Raw genomic sequence first — 16,046 nt, 5'->3', positions numbered from 1 at the left:
CTTCCGCCATTGCTTTCTCGGCCCGTTTGGCGCAAAGACACGCGCTTCATGAATGGAACGGGAGCCCGCGATGGCGGTGATCGAAGCAGCGCAAGAGACGGCTGACGGCAAGACCGCGCCGACGGTGTCCTATGTGTCGCTCGGCTGCCCGAAGGCCCTTGTGGATTCCGAGCGCATCCTCACGCAGTTGCGCGCCGAGGGCTACGGCATCACGCGCAATCACAAGGGCGCCGATCTCGTCATCGTCAATACCTGCGGCTTCCTCGATTCAGCCAAGGCGGAATCGCTCGGCGCCATCGGCGATGCCATGGCCGAGAACGGCAAGGTCATCGTCACCGGCTGCATGGGCGCCGAACCCGATCCCATCCTGGAGAAGTTCCCGAACGTCTTCGCCGTCACCGGTCCGCAGCAATATGAGACGGTGGTCGAGGCCGTGCACAAGGCCGCGCCGCCGGCCCATGATCCCTTCACGGATCTCGTACCTCCCCAAGGCCTCAAGCTCACGCCGCGCCACTACGCCTATCTGAAGATCTCGGAGGGTTGCAACAATCGCTGCACCTTCTGCATCATTCCCAAGCTGCGCGGCGATCTCGTCTCCCGCCCGGCCGCCGACGTGATGCGCGAGGCCGAGAAGCTGGTGAAGGCGGGGGTCAAGGAACTGCTCGTCATCAGTCAGGACACTTCGGCCTACGGTGTCGATTTGCGCTATGCCGAGAGCCCCTGGCAGGGCGAGCCCCTCAAGGCGAGGTTCTACGATCTTTCGAAGGCTCTAGGCGAACTCGGCGTTTGGGTGCGCATGCACTATGTGTATCCCTACCCGCATGTCGACGATGTCATCCCGCTGATGGCCGAGCGCAAGATCCTGCCTTACCTCGACATCCCCTTCCAACACGCCTCTCCCACCGTGCTGAAGGCGATGCGGAGGCCCGGCAACCAGGAGAAGGTGCTCGAACGTATTCGCAAATGGCGCGAGATCTGCCCTGACATCACCCTGCGCTCCACCTTCATCGTCGGCTTTCCCGGTGAGACGGACGAGGATTTCGAGCTTCTCCTCGACTGGCTGCAGGAGGCCCAGCTCGACCGGGTCGGCTGCTTTGAATATGAGCCTGTGGCCGACGCCACGGCCAACGATCTGGGTCTTCCGCCCGTGCCCGACGATGTCAAGAAGCAGCGCCATCGCCGCTTCATGGAAGCGCAGCAGCTGATCTCGGTGCGCAAGCTGAAAAGCAAGGTCGGCAAGCGCCTGCCCGTCATCATCGACGCCATCGGCCCGACAGTCGCCAAGGGCCGCTCCATGGCGGATGCCCCGGAAATCGATGGAAACGTCTACGTCGCCAGCCGCCGCCCGCTGCGTGTGGGCGACATCGTGACGGTCAAGATCGAGCGCTCGGACGCCTACGACCTGCACGGCATGGCCGTGTGACGGCGAGAGGCCCTCACCGCGCCCGGCGAGAAGGCCGGCCGTCGGGGCAGCTTTGAGGTTTCCTGACCTGTCGTTCAGGAACTACCGGGCGCTCCGCGCGTTCTTCGGAACTGCCATGATGCCAAGCGGTCATACCTTATGTCATTCCGCTCCCGCTCAGGCTGTACCCTGAGGCGGGAGCGCGACCCGGCGGGCATCTCGTCAACCGAGGAGCAATGATCATGGGCATGGATCTGATGCCGAAGGAAGTCTACGAAGCGTTGCGCGATCTCGACATGGAAGGACAGGACGCGGACATTTCTCCCGCGATGATCCAGATCCTGCGGGATCAGGGTTATGTGGAGATCGTCGAGGGCGTTCCAACCGTCACCGAAGCGGGCCTGGTTGCTCTGCGGGCGCACGAAAAACACTCTCCCGCCTTCTTCATAAAGCCCCCTTCGGACTGAGGGCTGCCGGATCAGTGTCGCGCCCCACTCAGTACCGCACCGATACTGGCTGAGATCACCAGGGCGATGCCCAGCATTTGCTGAAGGCTCAGCGGTTCGCCAAGTATCAGAAAGCCGGCAAGCGCACCGATCCCCGGTTCTGCGCTCATCAGGATGCCGAAAGTCGCCGATGACAGGCGCCGAAGCGCCGCCATCTCCAGCGCATAGGGCAGCAGCGGCGTCAGGATAGCCAGTCCCGAGGTATGGAGGACGAACTCCCCCGGCAGGCGGAAACCCATCTCGTAGAGTCCGAAGGGCGTGGCGACCAGAGCCGCGGAGACGAAGGAAATGGCGAGGCCCTCCAGTCCGTTGAAGGCCGAGCCGATATGCTTCATCAGCAGGATGTAGGTCCCCCAGCCGAGGCCGGCCAGGATAGCAAAGGCGAGACCGAGCGGATCCACGCTCCAGCCGGTCCTGTCGACCACCAGGCACAGCACCCCCGCCACCGCGATGAACAGCCAGGCCATGCGCCAGCTTCGGGCGAATCCAAGCGTGGCGACGCCCAGCGGCCCGAGGAACTCGATGGCGACGACGAGTCCCAGGGGCACGCGCGTGATCGCCTCGAAGAAAAAGAGAGTCATGCCGGCGATCACCGCGCCGAGCGCGAGTGCCGAAAGGATCTGCCAGCGCCCGTAGCGACGGATATCGGGCCTCACGATCGCCACCAGCAGGATGGCGGCCCAGGCGAGCCGGCCCCATGTAGTGGCCAAAGTGCCGAAGGAGTCCATCGTCGGCTTGGCCAGCGCCGCGCCAAACTGCACCGAGGTCATCGAACCGATTGCCATAAGCGCTGCGAGACCCGACTGAGAGCGGGACGCCGACACTCCCACGGCCATGCTTCTGCTTTCTTGCTGCAACGCAGTTTCCACCCTGCCTCGTTCTAGCAGAGCCCGGGCTCAGCGCGCGAGGGCAGAAGGATCAAAGTTTTCGATGAATCTGATCAACGCGGCAATGGCCTGTCCCATGTCGCGGACCGCGGCGAATTCCGCGGGGTTGTGGCTGATGCCTCCCCTGCAGCGCACGAAGAGCATGCCGATCGGACACAGCATCCCCACGGCCTGGCCATCATGGCCGGCGCCGGACGGCAGACGGATGGCCTTGCCCTCACCACCGATCGCACGGGCGAAGCCCGCCTGCAGAGCGGGATCGCAGGGTCGCGCCTCCGCCTCGTGGGTACGCTCGATCCAGGCCGTGACCTTGCGCCGGCGGGCAATTGCGAGAATCTCCTCGCGTAGCCAGTTCATGGCGTCGATGCGCCTGGCATCGGTCTGCGAGCGCAGGTCCACCGTGAAGACCACGCGCGCGGGAATGACATTGGAGGCGCCTGGCGACAGGCTCATCTTGCCGATGGTGGCGACCATGAAATCGTCGGCGTTTCTCCGGGCAAGATCCTCGACAGCAAGCGTGATCTCGGCGGCGGCGGCCAGGGCGTCATGCCTGAGGTTCATCGGCACGGTGCCCGCGTGGCCGGCCTCGCCCACCACCGTCACGGAATGACGGGACTGGCTGGCAATGGCGGTGACGACGCCCAATGCCTGTCCCGCCTGCTCCAGCACCGGACCCTGTTCGATATGAAGTTCGACATAGGCCGCAGCCTCACCGGCCTCGTAGGCGGCGGCAGGAATCTGCGACGGATCCTTTCCGTAGAGCCGCAACGCGTCCTCGAGCCTGACGCCGTCGACCGATTCGACCTCCAGGGTCGAGGGATCGAACCGCCCGGCCACCGCCTGGGAGCACAGCAGCGTCGCGGGGAAGCGTGAGCCCTCCTCGTCTCCGAAGGCGAGCACGTCGATGCCGAAAGGCAGCCTTCCGTGCTTCTTGACCACCTCCCGCACGGCCAGGATACCCGCGATTACCCCAAGGGTGCCATCATAGGCACCCGCATCGATCACGGTATCGATATGGGACCCGATGAGGAGGCGCTGCACAGCATTGCGTCCGTCCGCCTTCGGGGCCAGGCGCCCGCGCACGGTCCCCAGCGCGTCTTCGCTGACTTCGAGGCCTGCCTCCTCCATCCATCGGCGGACGAGGTCGGCGGCGAGGCGGTGTTCGGGCGTGAGATAGAGGCGTGTAAGATGGCCCTCCTCCGCACTGATCAGCGCGAGGGCCCTAATCATGCTTTCGGCCTCGCGGCCCAGAGCCATCGCGCGTTCAACCATCCACCCGCTCCTCTAGACGGAAGCGGATGATGCGCATCACCTGGGCCAATGCCGTCAAGAACTCCTCCTCGCGCCCGCCGCCGATCCGGGCGGAAAAGGCTTCGAGAATCTGGAACTTCGTAGCGCCCTTCACTGCGAGAATGAAGGGAATTCCGAAGCGCTCGCGATAGCGTGCGTTGAGGTCGGTGAAACGCTCCAATTCCTCGGAGGTAAGGGTGCCGAGCCCGGCGCCGGCTTGCTCCTTGCGCGAGTCCGGCGCCAGGGCTGCCTTCCCCGCCAGGTCTGGATGGGCGCGGACCAGGGCTTCCTGATCACGACGGGGTGCCCTGGCAAGCGCTGCCTGAAAGGCGTCGACCATCGCCTCGCGCGTGGCAAAGGGCCGGGCGATAGCAGCCACCTCGGCCACCCAGGGCGTGTGCTCGGCGATATCGCCAAAGGCATCGACGAAAGCAGTGGGGCTGAGGGCGTTGACGTCAGCGAGGTTCATGGGCGGTTCGGCCGGGATGGAGGGATCGCCCTGCATAGGGGAAGGAGGAGGGAGCCGCAAGACAGGCTCGCGGCGGCCCTTGGCCGACGTCTTGCCCTCCCCCACAAGGGGGAGGGATGACTTTTACGCCGAGGCTAGCTGAGACGCTTCAGTCCCGCCCCGACGCCAGCCTCAGCTTCTCTTCAGTTCGGGAACTTGTCGTCGATACCCTTGACATACCAGTTCATGCCGAGGATCTGGCCAGCGTCGAGATGGTCGCCGCCCTTGCACTCAACCGTCTCGCCAGCCTGATTCACCACCGGGCAGGAGAAGGGATTGATCTTGTGCGACTTGAGACCGGCCTCGGTCTCCTCGGCGAGCTTCTTCACGTCGTCAGGCATATTGGTGAAGGGCGCCATCTGCACCATGCCGAGGTCCAGCCCTTCCCAGGTGTCGGACGACTTCCAGGTACCGTCCATCACGGCCTTGGTGCGCTCGATGTAGTAGTCGCCCCAATTGTTGACGATGGCAGTGAGCTGGGCCTTGGGCCCGAACTTGATCATGTCCGAGTCCTGGCCAAAGGCATAGATGCCCTTCTCGGCAGCGGCCTGCATGGCGGCGGGGCTGTCGGTATGCTGCGCCAGGATGTCGGCGCCCTGGGCGATAAGCGCCTTGGCGGCATCGGCTTCCTTGCCGGGATCATACCAGGTCGAAACCCAGACGATCTTGATCTTGAGGTCCGGACGGACGGACTGGGCGCCTCGCATGAAGGAGTTGATGCCCGAGATCACTTCCGGAATCGGAAACGGCGCGACATAGCCGACGATACCGGTCTTCGACATCTTGGCCGCGATCACGCCCTCGATATAGCGCCCCTCGTAGAAGCGTCCGGCATAGGTCGAGACGTTGTCCGCCCGCTTGAAGCCGGTGGCATGCTCGAAATCCACATCGGGGAAATTCTTGGCGGCCTTGAGCGTAGGGTCCATGTATCCGAAGGAGGTAGTGAAGATCAGCTTGTTGCCGGCATCCGCCAGGTTCTCGATGGCGCGCTGGGCGTCCGGGCCTTCGGGCACGTTCTCGACATAGGTGGTCTCGACCTTGTCGCCGAGCGCCTTGACGAGAGCCTGCCGGCCCACTTCGTGCTGGTAGGTCCAGCCGAAATCGCCGACGGGACCGAGATAGATGAAGCCTACCTTGAGCTTGTCTTCCGCCTGGGCGGGGCCGAGGGCGACGCCCGCCACCAGGCCGACGGCGGTCATGGCCGCCAGAATCATCTTCTTCATTGGAGTTCCCCGTGCTGTCGGGCCGTACGAACCAAATTGCCGGGCCACGACCCACACCCGGCAGGGATATTCTTGTCCTCAGCGGTCCGGCACGAAGGCCGTACCGAGCGAGGCGGGTGCTCCGCCCGCCCTACCCTTGCCGGCCGAGATCATCACCAGCACGACCACCGTGGCAAGATAGGGAAGCGCCGTCCAGAACTGCGGAGGCCAAACGAGCCAGTGCGGCAGAGAGCCGCTGAGGGCCTGCATGTGCAGGTTGCCGATCCAGATCGCGCCAAAGAAATAGGCGCCGACGAGTAGGCGCCAGGGTCGCCAGGAGGCGAACACCACCAGGGCCAGGGCGATCCAGCCGCGCCCCGCCGTCATGCCGGTGCCCCAGAACGGAGTGTCGGCGAGGGAGAGATAGGCCCCTGCCAGGCCCGCGCAGCCGCCGCCGAACAGCACGGCCCCGAACCGGATCAACCGGACCGGGTAGCCGAGAGCATGGGCGGAGGCATGATTCTCGCCCACCGCGCGGAGGACGAGCCCGCCGCGGCTGCGATAGAGAAACCACCACACGCCGGCCACCAGGGCGATGGAGAGATAGACCAGGGCATCCTGCCCGAAGAAGATCGGACCGATCACCCGGATGTCAGTCAGGCCGGGAATGTAGAGCGAGGGCACCTTGGGCCGGTTGAGCCCGACGAATCCGGTACCGATCAGATCCGACAGGCCGAGCCCCAGGATGGTCAGGGCGAGGCCGGAGGCGACCTGGTTGGCGGCAAGGCCCAGCGTCATCAGGGCGAAGAGCGAGGAAAAGGCCATGCCGGCCAGGATCGCGGCCAGAAAGCCCAGGATCGCGCTGTCGGTCATGTAGGCGGTGGCAAAGCCGCAGATGGTGCCCATGATCATCATGCCTTCGACGCCGAGGTTGAGAACGCCGGAGCGTTCCACCACGAGCTCGCCGATCGCGGCCAGCACGAAGGGTGTCGAAGAGGTGATGATGGTGAGGATGATGGCTTCGGTGAGATTCATTCAGGCCACCTTCGCCTCGGTCCGCGTGATGCGCAGGCGGTAAAGGATGAGGGTATCGCACGCCAGCACGAAGAACAGCAGCAGGCCTTGTATCACGGAGGTGATGCCGATCGGCACCTTCAGGGCGATCTGCGCAGCCTCGCCACCCAGATAGGAAAGCGCCAGCAGAAGGCCGGCCAGCAGGATGCCGACCGGATTGAGCCGCCCGAGGAAAGCGACGATGATCGCCGTGAAACCGTAGCCGCTGGCGAACGGGATCTGCAGCATTCCCATCGTGCCGTCAGCGACGCTGATGCCGGCAAGCCCGGCCAGCCCCCCGGACAGCGCGAAGACGAAGAGCGTCATGCGGGCGGGGGAAAAGCCGGCGAACAGGCCGGCACGCGGCGCCTGGCCGAGCACCCGGATCTCGAAGCCCTTGAGGCTTCGCCAGAGCAGGACGGCGGCGGCGGCTACGATTAGCAGCGCGAAGACCGTGTCGAGGTGGACCGGGCTGCGGCGGAACAGGGCCGGGAGCGTGTTGTCGAAATTGGCAGTGAGCGGGAAATTCAGGCCTGCCGGATCGCGCCAGGGCCCGCGCACCAGGTAGTCGAAGATCTTGTCCGCGATGTAGACGAGCATCAGGCTGGTCAGGATCTCGTTGGTGTTGAAGCGCGTCTTGAGGAAAGCCGGGATCAGCCCCCAGATCGCACCGCCGGCAATGCCGCCGAGGAGGATGAGCGGAACGGCGTAGAACGGCGTCTGGCCCTGGAAAGCTAGCGCGATACCGCCGCCGACAGCAGCGCCCATGATGTACTGCCCCTCGGCACCGATGTTCCAGTTGTTCGAGATGTAGCAGAGGGACAGGCCGACTCCCATGATCACCAGCGGCGTCGCACGCACCACCAGTTCCTGCACCGTGCGCCAGCCCGTGAGCGGCTTGATGAAATAGACGTAGAGGGATTCGCCCGGTGCCTTTCCATAAAGCGAGAAGATGATCGCGGCTGAGATCACGGTCAGGCCGATGGCGATCAGGGGCGAAAGCAGCGCCATCAGCTGGGAGCGTTCGGCCCGCTTTTCAAGTTCAATGCGCATGGGTCGAACCTCCCATCAGGAGGCCGATCTTCTCCAGGCTCATGGCTGCGACCGGCTCGGGCGGCGACAACCGGCCATCATGGATCACGGCGATGCGGTCGGCGACCTCGAAGATCTCGTCCAGATCCTGGCTGATCACGATCACGGCGGCACCACGGCGAGAAAGATCGATCAGGGCCTGGCGGATAAGGGCGGCTGCGCCCGCGTCGACACCCCATGTGGGTTGGTTGACCACCAGCACCTTCGGCTCGCGCAGCATCTCGCGCCCCACGACGAACTTCTGAAGGTTGCCGCCGGACAGCGAGCCGGCCTCTGGGTCTGGCTTGCCCTTGCGCACGTCGAACATCTTGGAGACCTCGCCGGCCTCGCGCGAGGCCTTGCCCATGTCGACCATCCCGAGCGAAACCAGACCATGGGTCGCGTGGCCCGTGAGCAGCGCGTTCTGTGACAGCGACATGCGCGGAGCCGCCGCATGGCCGAGGCGCTCCTCGGGCACGAAGGCTGCTCCCAGCCGCCTTCTCGCGGTGATGTCGAGGGCACCGGACGGCTTGCCGTCGATCTTCACCGCCTCATTGCTGGTCGCGATGCGCTCGCCCGATATCGCCGCGAAGAGTTCGCCCTGGCCATTGCCGGCGACACCCGCGATGGCGATGATCTCGCCACCGCGCGCCTGGAGGGAGACGCCCCGCAAAGGCGTGCCGTGCATATCCTCCGGTGCCATGCTGAGGCTGTCGAGCTCGAGCCGCACGGGCCCCTTCTCGTTCCCGAGCCGTCCATGCTCGATCTTGGCGATGTCCGCACCAACCATCATCCTGGCGAGGCTGGCAGCCGTCTCCCGGCGCGGATCGCAGGTCGCCACGAGCTTGCCGTGCCGCAGCACCGTCGCGGTCTGGCAAAGCCGCTTCACCTCTTCCAGGCGATGGGAGATATAGAGTACCGCCCTGCCCTCGCCCGTGATGCGCTCCAGCGTGAGAAAGAGCTGGTCAGCCTCCTGCGGCGTGAGCACGGCGGTTGGTTCGTCCAGGATGAGAAGCTTGGGATTCTGCATGAGGCATCGCACGATCTCGATGCGCTGGCGCTCTCCCACCGAGAGCGTATGCACCGGGCGGCGCGGCTGCAGCGGCAGGCCGTAGGCAGCGGAAACGGCGGCGATCTTCTCCTCGATCTCGCGCAGCCGCGTACCTGGCGGCTGGGCAAGCGCGACGTTCTCGGCAACGGTCAGATTGTCGAACAGCGAGAAGTGCTGGAACACCATGCCGACGCCGATGGCACGCGCCGCCGCCGGACGGGGCAGCTGGATGGGCTGGCCTTCCCAATAGAGCTGGCCCTCGTTGGGTTGCAGCAGGCCATAGAGGATTTTCACGAAGGTCGACTTGCCGGCTCCGTTCTCACCGAGAAGGGCATGGATTTCATGCGGCATGATCTTGAGATCGATGCCGTCATTGGCCCGGAGCGAGCCGAAGATCTTGACGATTCCGCGCGCTTCCATCAGCGGCGTTTGAGTATCTGCCATTGCTGCCACATTCATGGACATGCCCATTTCATAGGCGGTAAGTTGTGGCTTGCGAAGGGCTCAGACATTACGGTACGGCTTTTCCCCAACTGAGCGGCGAAGCTCCGGCGTGTTTCTAGGCAGGCGCGGCGCTGCGGCCACTGACTGGGTTCCGACCAGCAAGATCTGGGCCACCACCGAGGCGGCTATGACCGCAGGCTCCTTGCCCTCAATGCCCGGTATTCCGATGGGGCAGACCATTGCCTCGATCGCCGCCTCGGCCATCCCCGCCTGGCGCAGTTGCGAGACGAAACGCGCTCGCTTCGTCTGCGAGCCGATGACCCCGATATAGGCAAAACGCTGCATGGCGAGCGCCGCCGACACAATGGCGAGATCGAGGGCGTGGCTGTGCGTCATAACGAGAACGCGGGCAGCGTCCGGTGCATCGGCAAGAATGTGTCCGGGCTCCGTTTCGGCACTGAGCACGACCCGCTGCGGCACATGAGCCGGAAATGCATCGGGCCGGGGGTCGCACCACACGAGGTCGAGCGGCAGCGGGGCAAGGGCCATGACCAGGGCGCGCCCGACATGCCCCGCCCCGAACAAGTAGACGGGCGGATTTTGCGGACCGATGCTTTCAAGGAGTCGCCCATCGGGCAGCAACAGTTCCGGCTCACCCGCCGGAAGTTGCGCCGCCTCCGCCAAATCAGCCCACCGCCTGGCATAGCCACCCTGGAGCTTGGGCGCGCCGATGATCAGGCCAATGCCCGCCGGCTTCAACTCGCACAGCCTCGCGAGCCAGGGCAGATCCTCCCGCTCGAGCCGTTCCAGCATCAGCTTCACGCGCCCGCCGCAGCACTGTCCCAGATCCGGTCCGAGGGCCTTGTCGAACATACGCATGCCGGCGCCGCCTGCGCCCGACAGGAGCGCTTGCGCCTCCGCCAGAACCTGCCACTCCAGCGTGCCGCCGCCTATGGTGCCGGAAAAGGCGCCGTCCGCCCGCACCGCCATGCGCGTTCCCGGCTCACGCGGGCTCGATCCCCACACGGCCATGATCGTGACCAGTACGGCGCGTCCGTCCCGCTCGATCATGGCTTTCAGGGAGTCGAAGATGGTCATTCCTGGGTTCACGGACAGCTCGGCCCGCTTTTCCTTTGCACACGATCTCAGATATCACTTCAACTTGGCTTCATAGCTACCTTTATCGCCTTCAGAATTTCTTCCGGCGTAGCGGGCGAATCCAGCAACACCGGCGCACCGGGCGCCAGGCAGTGGATGGCATCGGCAATGGCGGAAAACACTGAGATGGGCAGCATGAGCGGTGGTTCGCCGACGGCCTTGGAACGCCCGACAACATCCTCGCGATTTTGGTTCTCGTAGAGCGCCACGCGAAAATCGGCAGGAATGTCACCGGCCGTGGGGATCTTGTAGGTCGAGGGGGCATGCGTGCGCAGGCGTCCCTGCCGGTCGAACACGAGTTCCTCGGTCGTCAACCAGCCCATGCCCTGAACGAAGCCGCCCTCGATCTGCCCGATGTCGATGGCCGGATTGATGGAACGTCCGACGTCGTGGAGTATGTCGACGCGATCGACCTTGGTCTCGCCGGTCAGCGTATCGATGGTGACTTCCGAGCAGGAAGCCCCATAGGCGAAATACAGGAAAGGCCTGCCCCGCCCTGCCGGCCGGTCCCAATGGATTTTCGGCGTGCGGTAGTAGCCGGTCGACGAGAGGGAGATGCGTGCCAGCACGCATTTCTTGGCCAGTTCGTTGAAGCCGATGCTCTTGTCGCCCGCCAGCACGCGTCCGCCGCGAAACTCGATCGACTCGGCAGCGACACCGAATTCGGTTGCGGCAAAGGCGGCCATGCGGTCACGGATCGTCCGCGCGGCGATTCTGGCGGCCATGCCGTTGAGGTCCGTCCCCGAGGAAGCTGCCGTCGGCGAGGTGTTTGGGACCTTGGCGGTCGAGGTCGCCATGATTCTCACCCGGTCGACGGCGATGCCGAAGACGTCCGCCGTCACCTGCGCCACCTTCTGGTAGAGCCCCTGCCCCATCTCGGTGCCGCCATGATTGAGGTGCACCGACCCGTCGGAATAGACATGCACAAGCGCGCCGGCCTGGTTCAGATGGATGAGAGTGAAGGAAATGCCGAACTTCACCGGCGTAAGCGCGATGCCCTTCTTGAGAATGGCGCTGGTCTCGTTGAAAGCCGTGATCGCCTTGCGCCGTGCGCGGTAGCCGGAACTCTTTTCCAGGGCCTCGACGAGATCAAGCACGACATTGTCTTCAACCGTCTGGCCGAAAGGCGTGACATCCCGGCCAGGGGCGTAGAAATTCGCCTTGCGCACATCGAGCGGATCACGCCCGAGCCGCCAGGCGATTGCATCGATGACGCGTTCGATGCCCATCATGCCCTGTGGTCCGCCGAATCCGCGGAACGCCGTATTGGACACGGTGTTCGTTTTCATCCGCCGCGTGGCGACACGGCAGTCGCCGAGGAAGTACGCGTTGTCGGCGTGGAACATCGTACGGTCGCAGATGCCGAGCGACAGATCCGCCGAATAGCCGCAACGTGCCGCATAGGTGACGTCATAGCCGCCGATCACCCCGTCCTCGTCGAAGCCGACATCGTAGTTGACCAGGAAGTCATGGCGCTTTCCGGTCATCGCCATGTCGTCGTCGCGGTCGAGCCTGAGCTTGCAGGGCTTGCCGGTGGCATGAGCGGCCAGCGCCGCGAGCGCCGCCCACTGGCTGGCCTGGCTCTCCTTTCCGCCGAAGCCGCCTCCCATGCGACGCACGGCACATTCGACGGCGGCATCAGGGATGCCCAGCACGCGCGCGACGACATGCTGCACCTCGCTGGGGTGCTGGGTCGAGGAAAGGACATGCATGTCGCCGGCCTCGCCCGGCGTTGCCAGCGCAATCTGCCCCTCGAGATAGAAATGCTCCTGCCCACCTACCCGGATCGAGCCCTGCAGGCGATGTTCCGCCTTGTCGAGGGCGCCATCCGGATCGCCCTGCCCGAAGGCATAGTCGGGCATCACCTCGCCGCCATGGTCGAGCGCTTCGTCGACGGTCACGACGGGAACCGTCTCTTCATAGCCGATCTTTGCGAGCCTGCCCGCCCGGCGTGCCTCGTCGCGGCTGCGCGCGACCACGGCGAACACCACCTGCGCATGGAACTCCACCTGCCCGTCGGCAAAGCAGGGATCGACATCGAAATCCACCGGAGAAACATCGTTCCGGCCTGGTACGTCGACAGCCGTCAGTACGGCGATCACACCGGGCGCCGCTCGTACGGCATCGAGATCAATGGAAACGATCTTGCCGGACGCGATCGCCGCGCCGACCGGCACCACATGCAATGTGCCCGCCGGCTCCAGCACGTCGTCGATATAGAGGGCGGCGCCCGCAACGTGGCGGACGGCCGAGTCATGCGGCAATGCCTGCGAGACCGCGGGGGCATCGATCATGGGGGTCGCGGGCTTATGCAGCATCTGCGCGCTCCCTGCGGCCGATGAGCCGCGTTTGCGAGGTTTCGGCGCCGGCGACTTCCACCAGTGCCTTCATCAACAGCGCGCGGGCCACTTCGTTCCGGTATTCGGCGGAAGCCCGCATGTCCGAAATCGGCTTGTAGTCGAGCGCCAGCGCGTCGAGCGCTCTCCCCCAGTGGGAACTGTCGTCGAGTTCCATGCCGGTGAGGGCCTGTTCAGTATGAGGACCGCGCCTGGGCGTGGCGGCCATGCCGCCGAAGGCGACGCGGGCGGCAGTGATGCGTCCCTCGGCCACGGTCAAGCTGAACGCGCCCATCACGGCGCTGATGTCTTCGTCGAACCTCTTCGAAACCTTATAGCAGCGGAAGCTCTCGCCTTCCCCGGGACGGACCACCGCCAGGCCAACGACGAATTCGCCTGGCAACCGGTCCTGCTTGCCGTAGTCGAGGAAGAAGTCCTCGAGCGCCATGGCCCGCCCTTCCTCGCCCCGCCGCAGATAGACCCTGGCGCCTAGCGCAATCAGGGCCGGGGCGAGATCACCGATGGGCGAACCATTGGCAATGTTGCCGCCGACCGTCCCAGAGGCACGCACCTGGGTTGAGCCGAAGCGACGCATCAACTCGCCGAGATCGGGATCGATGGCGGCGAGTACGGGCAGTGCACGGGCATGGGTGACGGTGGCTCCCATCGACACGCCGTCCTCCGCCAGGGACAGCCGGTCGAGCTTCGCCACCCGGCCCAGCCAGATGACCTTCTTCAGATCCCGCAATTGTTTCGTGATCCACAAGCCGACATCCGTGGCTCCGGCCACGAGGATGGCGTCCGGGTGTTCGAGATAGAGGCAGGCGAGCGAATCGATGGAGGCAGGAGCGGCGAAGAAGCGCCGCTCATCTCCCACGAACACGTCCATCTCGTCCTGCAGGTTCATCAGGGCCAATCGTTTGCCCGCGCGTGCGCGCGCGTACCCGTCCGAGGCCGGCGTGGCGCAGACGGAATGTGCCGCTTCGATGATCGGCCGATAACCGGTGCATCGGCACAGATTGCCCGAAAGCTGATCGGTGATCGCCTGCCGGGTCACCGGCCGTGCGCCGTCCTGATACAGCGCGAACAGCGACATCACGATGCCGGGCGTGCAGAAGCCGCATTGTGAACCGTGATGATCCACCATGGCCTGCTGTACCGGATGCAGTGTCTCGCCCTCGGCAAGATCCTCTACCGTGACGACCTCGCAGCCATCGACCATGCCGGTGAGAGTGATGCAGGCATTGACGGGCTCATAATGGAGCTCGCCGTCGCGGATGCGTCCAAGCACCACCGTGCAGGCGCCGCAATCGCCCTCATTGCAGCCTTCCTTGGTGCCGACGGCCTGCTTGGCCAGACGCAGATGATCGAGCAAAGTCTGCTTCGGATCGAGATCCTCGATGACCTCGACGGCACCGTTGCGCAGGTAACGGACGGAATTGCGCATTCACTTGCCCCGGCAGAGCAACGCGGCCAAACGCACCGCGAACCAGCTGCCATGATACCGCTTTGCAAGAGGCAAGCCAAAGCGATTCGAGGGAGGGCCTTCGCCTCGCCCGCCGTGCTGCCCCATGATTGGTTCCACCGCCATACTGTCGACTGCCTCGATTTAGAGCAGGTCGATAATTGCCTCTTTTTGGGGCGACGGAAAGGGGAATTTCGGTGCGGCCGAGACGGCAGGCATTCCGGCCTGCCGTCCGGGCGAAATCACAGCGCCTTGTCGAGGGCCTGGCTGAAATCGGCGATGAGGTCGGAGGCATCCTCGATGCCGGCGGAAAAGCGCAGCATGCCCTGCCTGATCCCCATGCCCAGACGCTGCTCCTCGTCGAAGCGCTGGTGCGTTGTCGTGGAGGGATGAGTAAGCAGGCTCTTGGTGTCGCCGAGATTGTTGGAGATGCGGGTAATCCGCAGGGCGTTGGCGACGCGGAAGGCGCCCGCCTTGCCCCCCTTCACCTCGAAGGTCACGAGCGTGCCACCAGCCTTCATCTGCCGGCGTGCGAGCGCGGCCTGCGGATGATCGTCGCGGAAGGGGTAGATGACCCGCTCGACGGCCTTATGGGCTGCGAGGGCATCGGCGATCTTGGACGCGTTCTCGATCTGGCGCGTCACGCGCAGTTCCAGCGTCTCGATGCCTTTCAGCATGACCCAGGCATTGAAGGGCGAGATCGAGGGGCCGGTCTGGCGCAGATAGGTGTGGACGTAGTCGGCGATGAATTTTTCGGAGGCGAGGATCACGCCGGCGAGGCACCGGCCCTGCCCGTCGACGTGCTTCGTAGCCGAATAAACCACGCAGTCGGCGCCCAGCTTCAACGGGCTCTGCAAGAGCGGCGTGGCAAAGACGTTGTCCACCACCAGCGTCGCATCGGCGCTCTTGGCGATCTTGGCAATCGCAGCGATGTCGAGAATCTCAAGCGTCGGATTGGTGGGGCTTTCCAGGAAGAAGACCTTGGTCTCCGGCCGCACCGCCGCCTGCCACTGTGCAAGGTCCGTGCCGTCGACCAGGGTCGACTGGACGCCGAAACGCGGCAGGAGTTCCTCGATCACGTAGCGACAGGATCCGAACAGTGCTTTCGCGGCGACGACATGGTCCCCTGCCTTGAGCTGCCCGATCAGGGCGGCGGTCACGGCCGCCATGCCGGATGCGGTGGCGCGTGCCGCTTCCGCGCCCTCCAACTCCGCCATGCGTTGCTCGAACATCGCTACCGTCGGATTGGAGAAGCGGCTGTAGATGAAACCGGCCTCGTCGCCCTTGAAACGTGCCTCGGCCTGCTCCGCGGTTTCGTAGACGAACCCCTGCGTCAGATACAGAGCCTCAGACGTCTCTCCATATTGCGAACGCAGCGTGCCAGCGTGCACAAGGCGGGTGGCCGGGCTCAATTCCCGGGTAGAGCGAGCGGTGGTTATGTGTTTGGTCATCTGCGGCAATCCCAATAGCCGCAAGTTGAGCGGTTAAGCTCTTTCTCACGGCCTCTTTAGCGAGTTGTTTAACGTGGCTGCAAGCCGGCCGGCCCAAATCCACCACGACGAGGGCTGTTGAGTAGACCTCCTGCCCCGTGGCGTCAATGGATGGTTTGGTCTAGAGCGAAACATACTGCGGCGGACACGGCTCACCAAGTCCATTGCCAGGCCGCCCCGACG

The 16,046-nt window shown here is 64.6% G+C and carries 13 protein-coding genes and 1 riboswitch; of the genes, 2 read left to right on the top strand and 11 right to left on the bottom strand.

The features are described 5' to 3' along the window. The first annotated feature begins 70 nt into the window (after window positions 1–70). On the top strand, window positions 71–1,423 hold the full coding sequence (gene rimO, locus AC6H34_RS22730) for a 30S ribosomal protein S12 methylthiotransferase RimO (RefSeq protein WP_497540309.1): 1,353 nt from the start codon (window positions 71–73) through the stop codon (window positions 1,421–1,423). A gap of 221 nt (window positions 1,424–1,644) precedes the next feature. Beyond that, window positions 1,645–1,869 (top strand): hypothetical protein, encoded by a 225-nt coding sequence (locus tag AC6H34_RS22725; RefSeq protein WP_497540308.1) that lies wholly within the window; start codon window positions 1,645–1,647, stop codon window positions 1,867–1,869. Between the two features lie 11 nt (window positions 1,870–1,880). Here AC6H34_RS22725 and AC6H34_RS22720 read toward each other — a convergent pair whose 3' ends face one another. The 11 genes from AC6H34_RS22720 to AC6H34_RS22670 all read right to left on the bottom strand — a co-directional run bounded on the left by AC6H34_RS22720 (window position 1,881) and on the right by AC6H34_RS22670 (window position 15,824). Beyond that, the gene (locus AC6H34_RS22720; protein ID WP_497540307.1) at window positions 1,881–2,744 is read right to left on the bottom strand and encodes an EamA family transporter; all 864 of its coding nucleotides are present in this window, start codon (window positions 2,742–2,744) and stop codon (window positions 1,881–1,883) included. Window positions 2,745–2,804: 60 nt separating this feature from the next. Next, window positions 2,805–4,067 carry an allantoate amidohydrolase gene (locus tag AC6H34_RS22715; protein ID WP_497540306.1) on the bottom strand — a complete coding sequence of 421 codons (1,263 nt, stop codon included), beginning with the start codon at window positions 4,065–4,067 and terminating at the stop codon, window positions 2,805–2,807. Further along, on the bottom strand, window positions 4,060–4,554 hold the full coding sequence (uraD, locus tag AC6H34_RS22710; protein ID WP_448147226.1) for a 2-oxo-4-hydroxy-4-carboxy-5-ureidoimidazoline decarboxylase: 495 nt from the start codon (window positions 4,552–4,554) through the stop codon (window positions 4,060–4,062). Before uraD ends, AC6H34_RS22715 begins: the two co-directional genes overlap by 8 nt. 182 nt (window positions 4,555–4,736) lie before the next feature. Continuing rightward, on the bottom strand, window positions 4,737–5,816 hold the full coding sequence (locus AC6H34_RS22705; RefSeq protein WP_497540305.1) for a BMP family ABC transporter substrate-binding protein: 1,080 nt from the start codon (window positions 5,814–5,816) through the stop codon (window positions 4,737–4,739). Window positions 5,817–5,894: 78 nt separating this feature from the next. Continuing rightward, window positions 5,895–6,830, bottom strand: a complete 936-nt coding sequence (locus AC6H34_RS22700) for an ABC transporter permease (RefSeq protein ID WP_448147224.1) — start codon at window positions 6,828–6,830, stop codon at window positions 5,895–5,897. Beyond that, complete coding sequence (locus tag AC6H34_RS22695) at window positions 6,831–7,901, bottom strand: ABC transporter permease (RefSeq protein WP_497540304.1); 1,071 nt, start codon at window positions 7,899–7,901, stop codon at window positions 6,831–6,833. Continuing rightward, window positions 7,891–9,414 (bottom strand): ABC transporter ATP-binding protein, encoded by a 1,524-nt coding sequence (locus AC6H34_RS22690; RefSeq protein WP_497540303.1) that lies wholly within the window; start codon window positions 9,412–9,414, stop codon window positions 7,891–7,893. Before AC6H34_RS22690 ends, AC6H34_RS22695 begins: the two co-directional genes overlap by 11 nt. 60 nt (window positions 9,415–9,474) lie before the next feature. Next, the gene (xdhC, locus tag AC6H34_RS22685) at window positions 9,475–10,512 is read right to left on the bottom strand and encodes a xanthine dehydrogenase accessory protein XdhC (protein WP_497540302.1); all 1,038 of its coding nucleotides are present in this window, start codon (window positions 10,510–10,512) and stop codon (window positions 9,475–9,477) included. A 59-nt stretch (window positions 10,513–10,571) separates the two neighbouring features. Continuing rightward, a complete protein-coding gene (gene xdhB, locus AC6H34_RS22680) occupies window positions 10,572–12,890 on the bottom strand; it encodes a xanthine dehydrogenase molybdopterin binding subunit (protein ID WP_497540301.1) in 2,319 nt (772 codons plus the stop codon). Further along, window positions 12,880–14,355, bottom strand: a complete 1,476-nt coding sequence (gene xdhA, locus AC6H34_RS22675; protein ID WP_497540300.1) for a xanthine dehydrogenase small subunit — start codon at window positions 14,353–14,355, stop codon at window positions 12,880–12,882. The genes xdhB and xdhA overlap by 11 nt, the downstream gene beginning before the upstream one ends. Before the next feature lie 260 nt (window positions 14,356–14,615). Next, window positions 14,616–15,824, bottom strand: coding sequence for an O-succinylhomoserine sulfhydrylase (locus AC6H34_RS22670; protein ID WP_448147219.1), 1,209 nt, complete (start codon window positions 15,822–15,824; stop codon window positions 14,616–14,618). 35 nt (window positions 15,825–15,859) lie between these two features. Continuing rightward, window positions 15,860–15,940: riboswitch (SAM riboswitch) on the bottom strand. Between the last annotated feature and the right edge of the window lie 106 nt (window positions 15,941–16,046).

Source organism: Labrys sp. ALF-8 (assembly GCF_059699065.1).
The sequence above is the reverse complement of the archived record's forward strand: the minus strand, read 5'-3'. Positions and strand labels throughout refer to the sequence as shown.

Excerpts from the sequence above, each read along its gene's own strand:
- rimO (WP_497540309.1), top strand. The coding sequence starts at position 71 with ATGGCGGTGATCGAAGCAGCGCAAGAGACGGCTGACGGCAAGACCGCG.
- AC6H34_RS22725 (WP_497540308.1), top strand. The coding sequence starts at position 1,645 with ATGGGCATGGATCTGATGCCGAAGGAAGTCTACGAAGCGTTGCGCGAT.
- AC6H34_RS22720 (WP_497540307.1), bottom strand. The coding sequence starts at position 2,744 with ATGGCCGTGGGAGTGTCGGCGTCCCGCTCTCAGTCGGGTCTCGCAGCG.
- AC6H34_RS22715 (WP_497540306.1), bottom strand. The coding sequence starts at position 4,067 with ATGGTTGAACGCGCGATGGCTCTGGGCCGCGAGGCCGAAAGCATGATT.
- uraD (WP_448147226.1), bottom strand. The coding sequence starts at position 4,554 with ATGAACCTCGCTGACGTCAACGCCCTCAGCCCCACTGCTTTCGTCGAT.
- AC6H34_RS22705 (WP_497540305.1), bottom strand. The coding sequence starts at position 5,816 with ATGAAGAAGATGATTCTGGCGGCCATGACCGCCGTCGGCCTGGTGGCG.
- AC6H34_RS22700 (WP_448147224.1), bottom strand. The coding sequence starts at position 6,830 with ATGAATCTCACCGAAGCCATCATCCTCACCATCATCACCTCTTCGACA.
- AC6H34_RS22695 (WP_497540304.1), bottom strand. The coding sequence starts at position 7,901 with ATGCGCATTGAACTTGAAAAGCGGGCCGAACGCTCCCAGCTGATGGCG.
- AC6H34_RS22690 (WP_497540303.1), bottom strand. The coding sequence starts at position 9,414 with ATGGCAGATACTCAAACGCCGCTGATGGAAGCGCGCGGAATCGTCAAG.
- xdhC (WP_497540302.1), bottom strand. The coding sequence starts at position 10,512 with ATGACCATCTTCGACTCCCTGAAAGCCATGATCGAGCGGGACGGACGC.
- xdhB (WP_497540301.1), bottom strand. The coding sequence starts at position 12,890 with ATGCTGCATAAGCCCGCGACCCCCATGATCGATGCCCCCGCGGTCTCG.
- xdhA (WP_497540300.1), bottom strand. The coding sequence starts at position 14,355 with ATGCGCAATTCCGTCCGTTACCTGCGCAACGGTGCCGTCGAGGTCATC.
- AC6H34_RS22670 (WP_448147219.1), bottom strand. The coding sequence starts at position 15,824 with ATGACCAAACACATAACCACCGCTCGCTCTACCCGGGAATTGAGCCCG.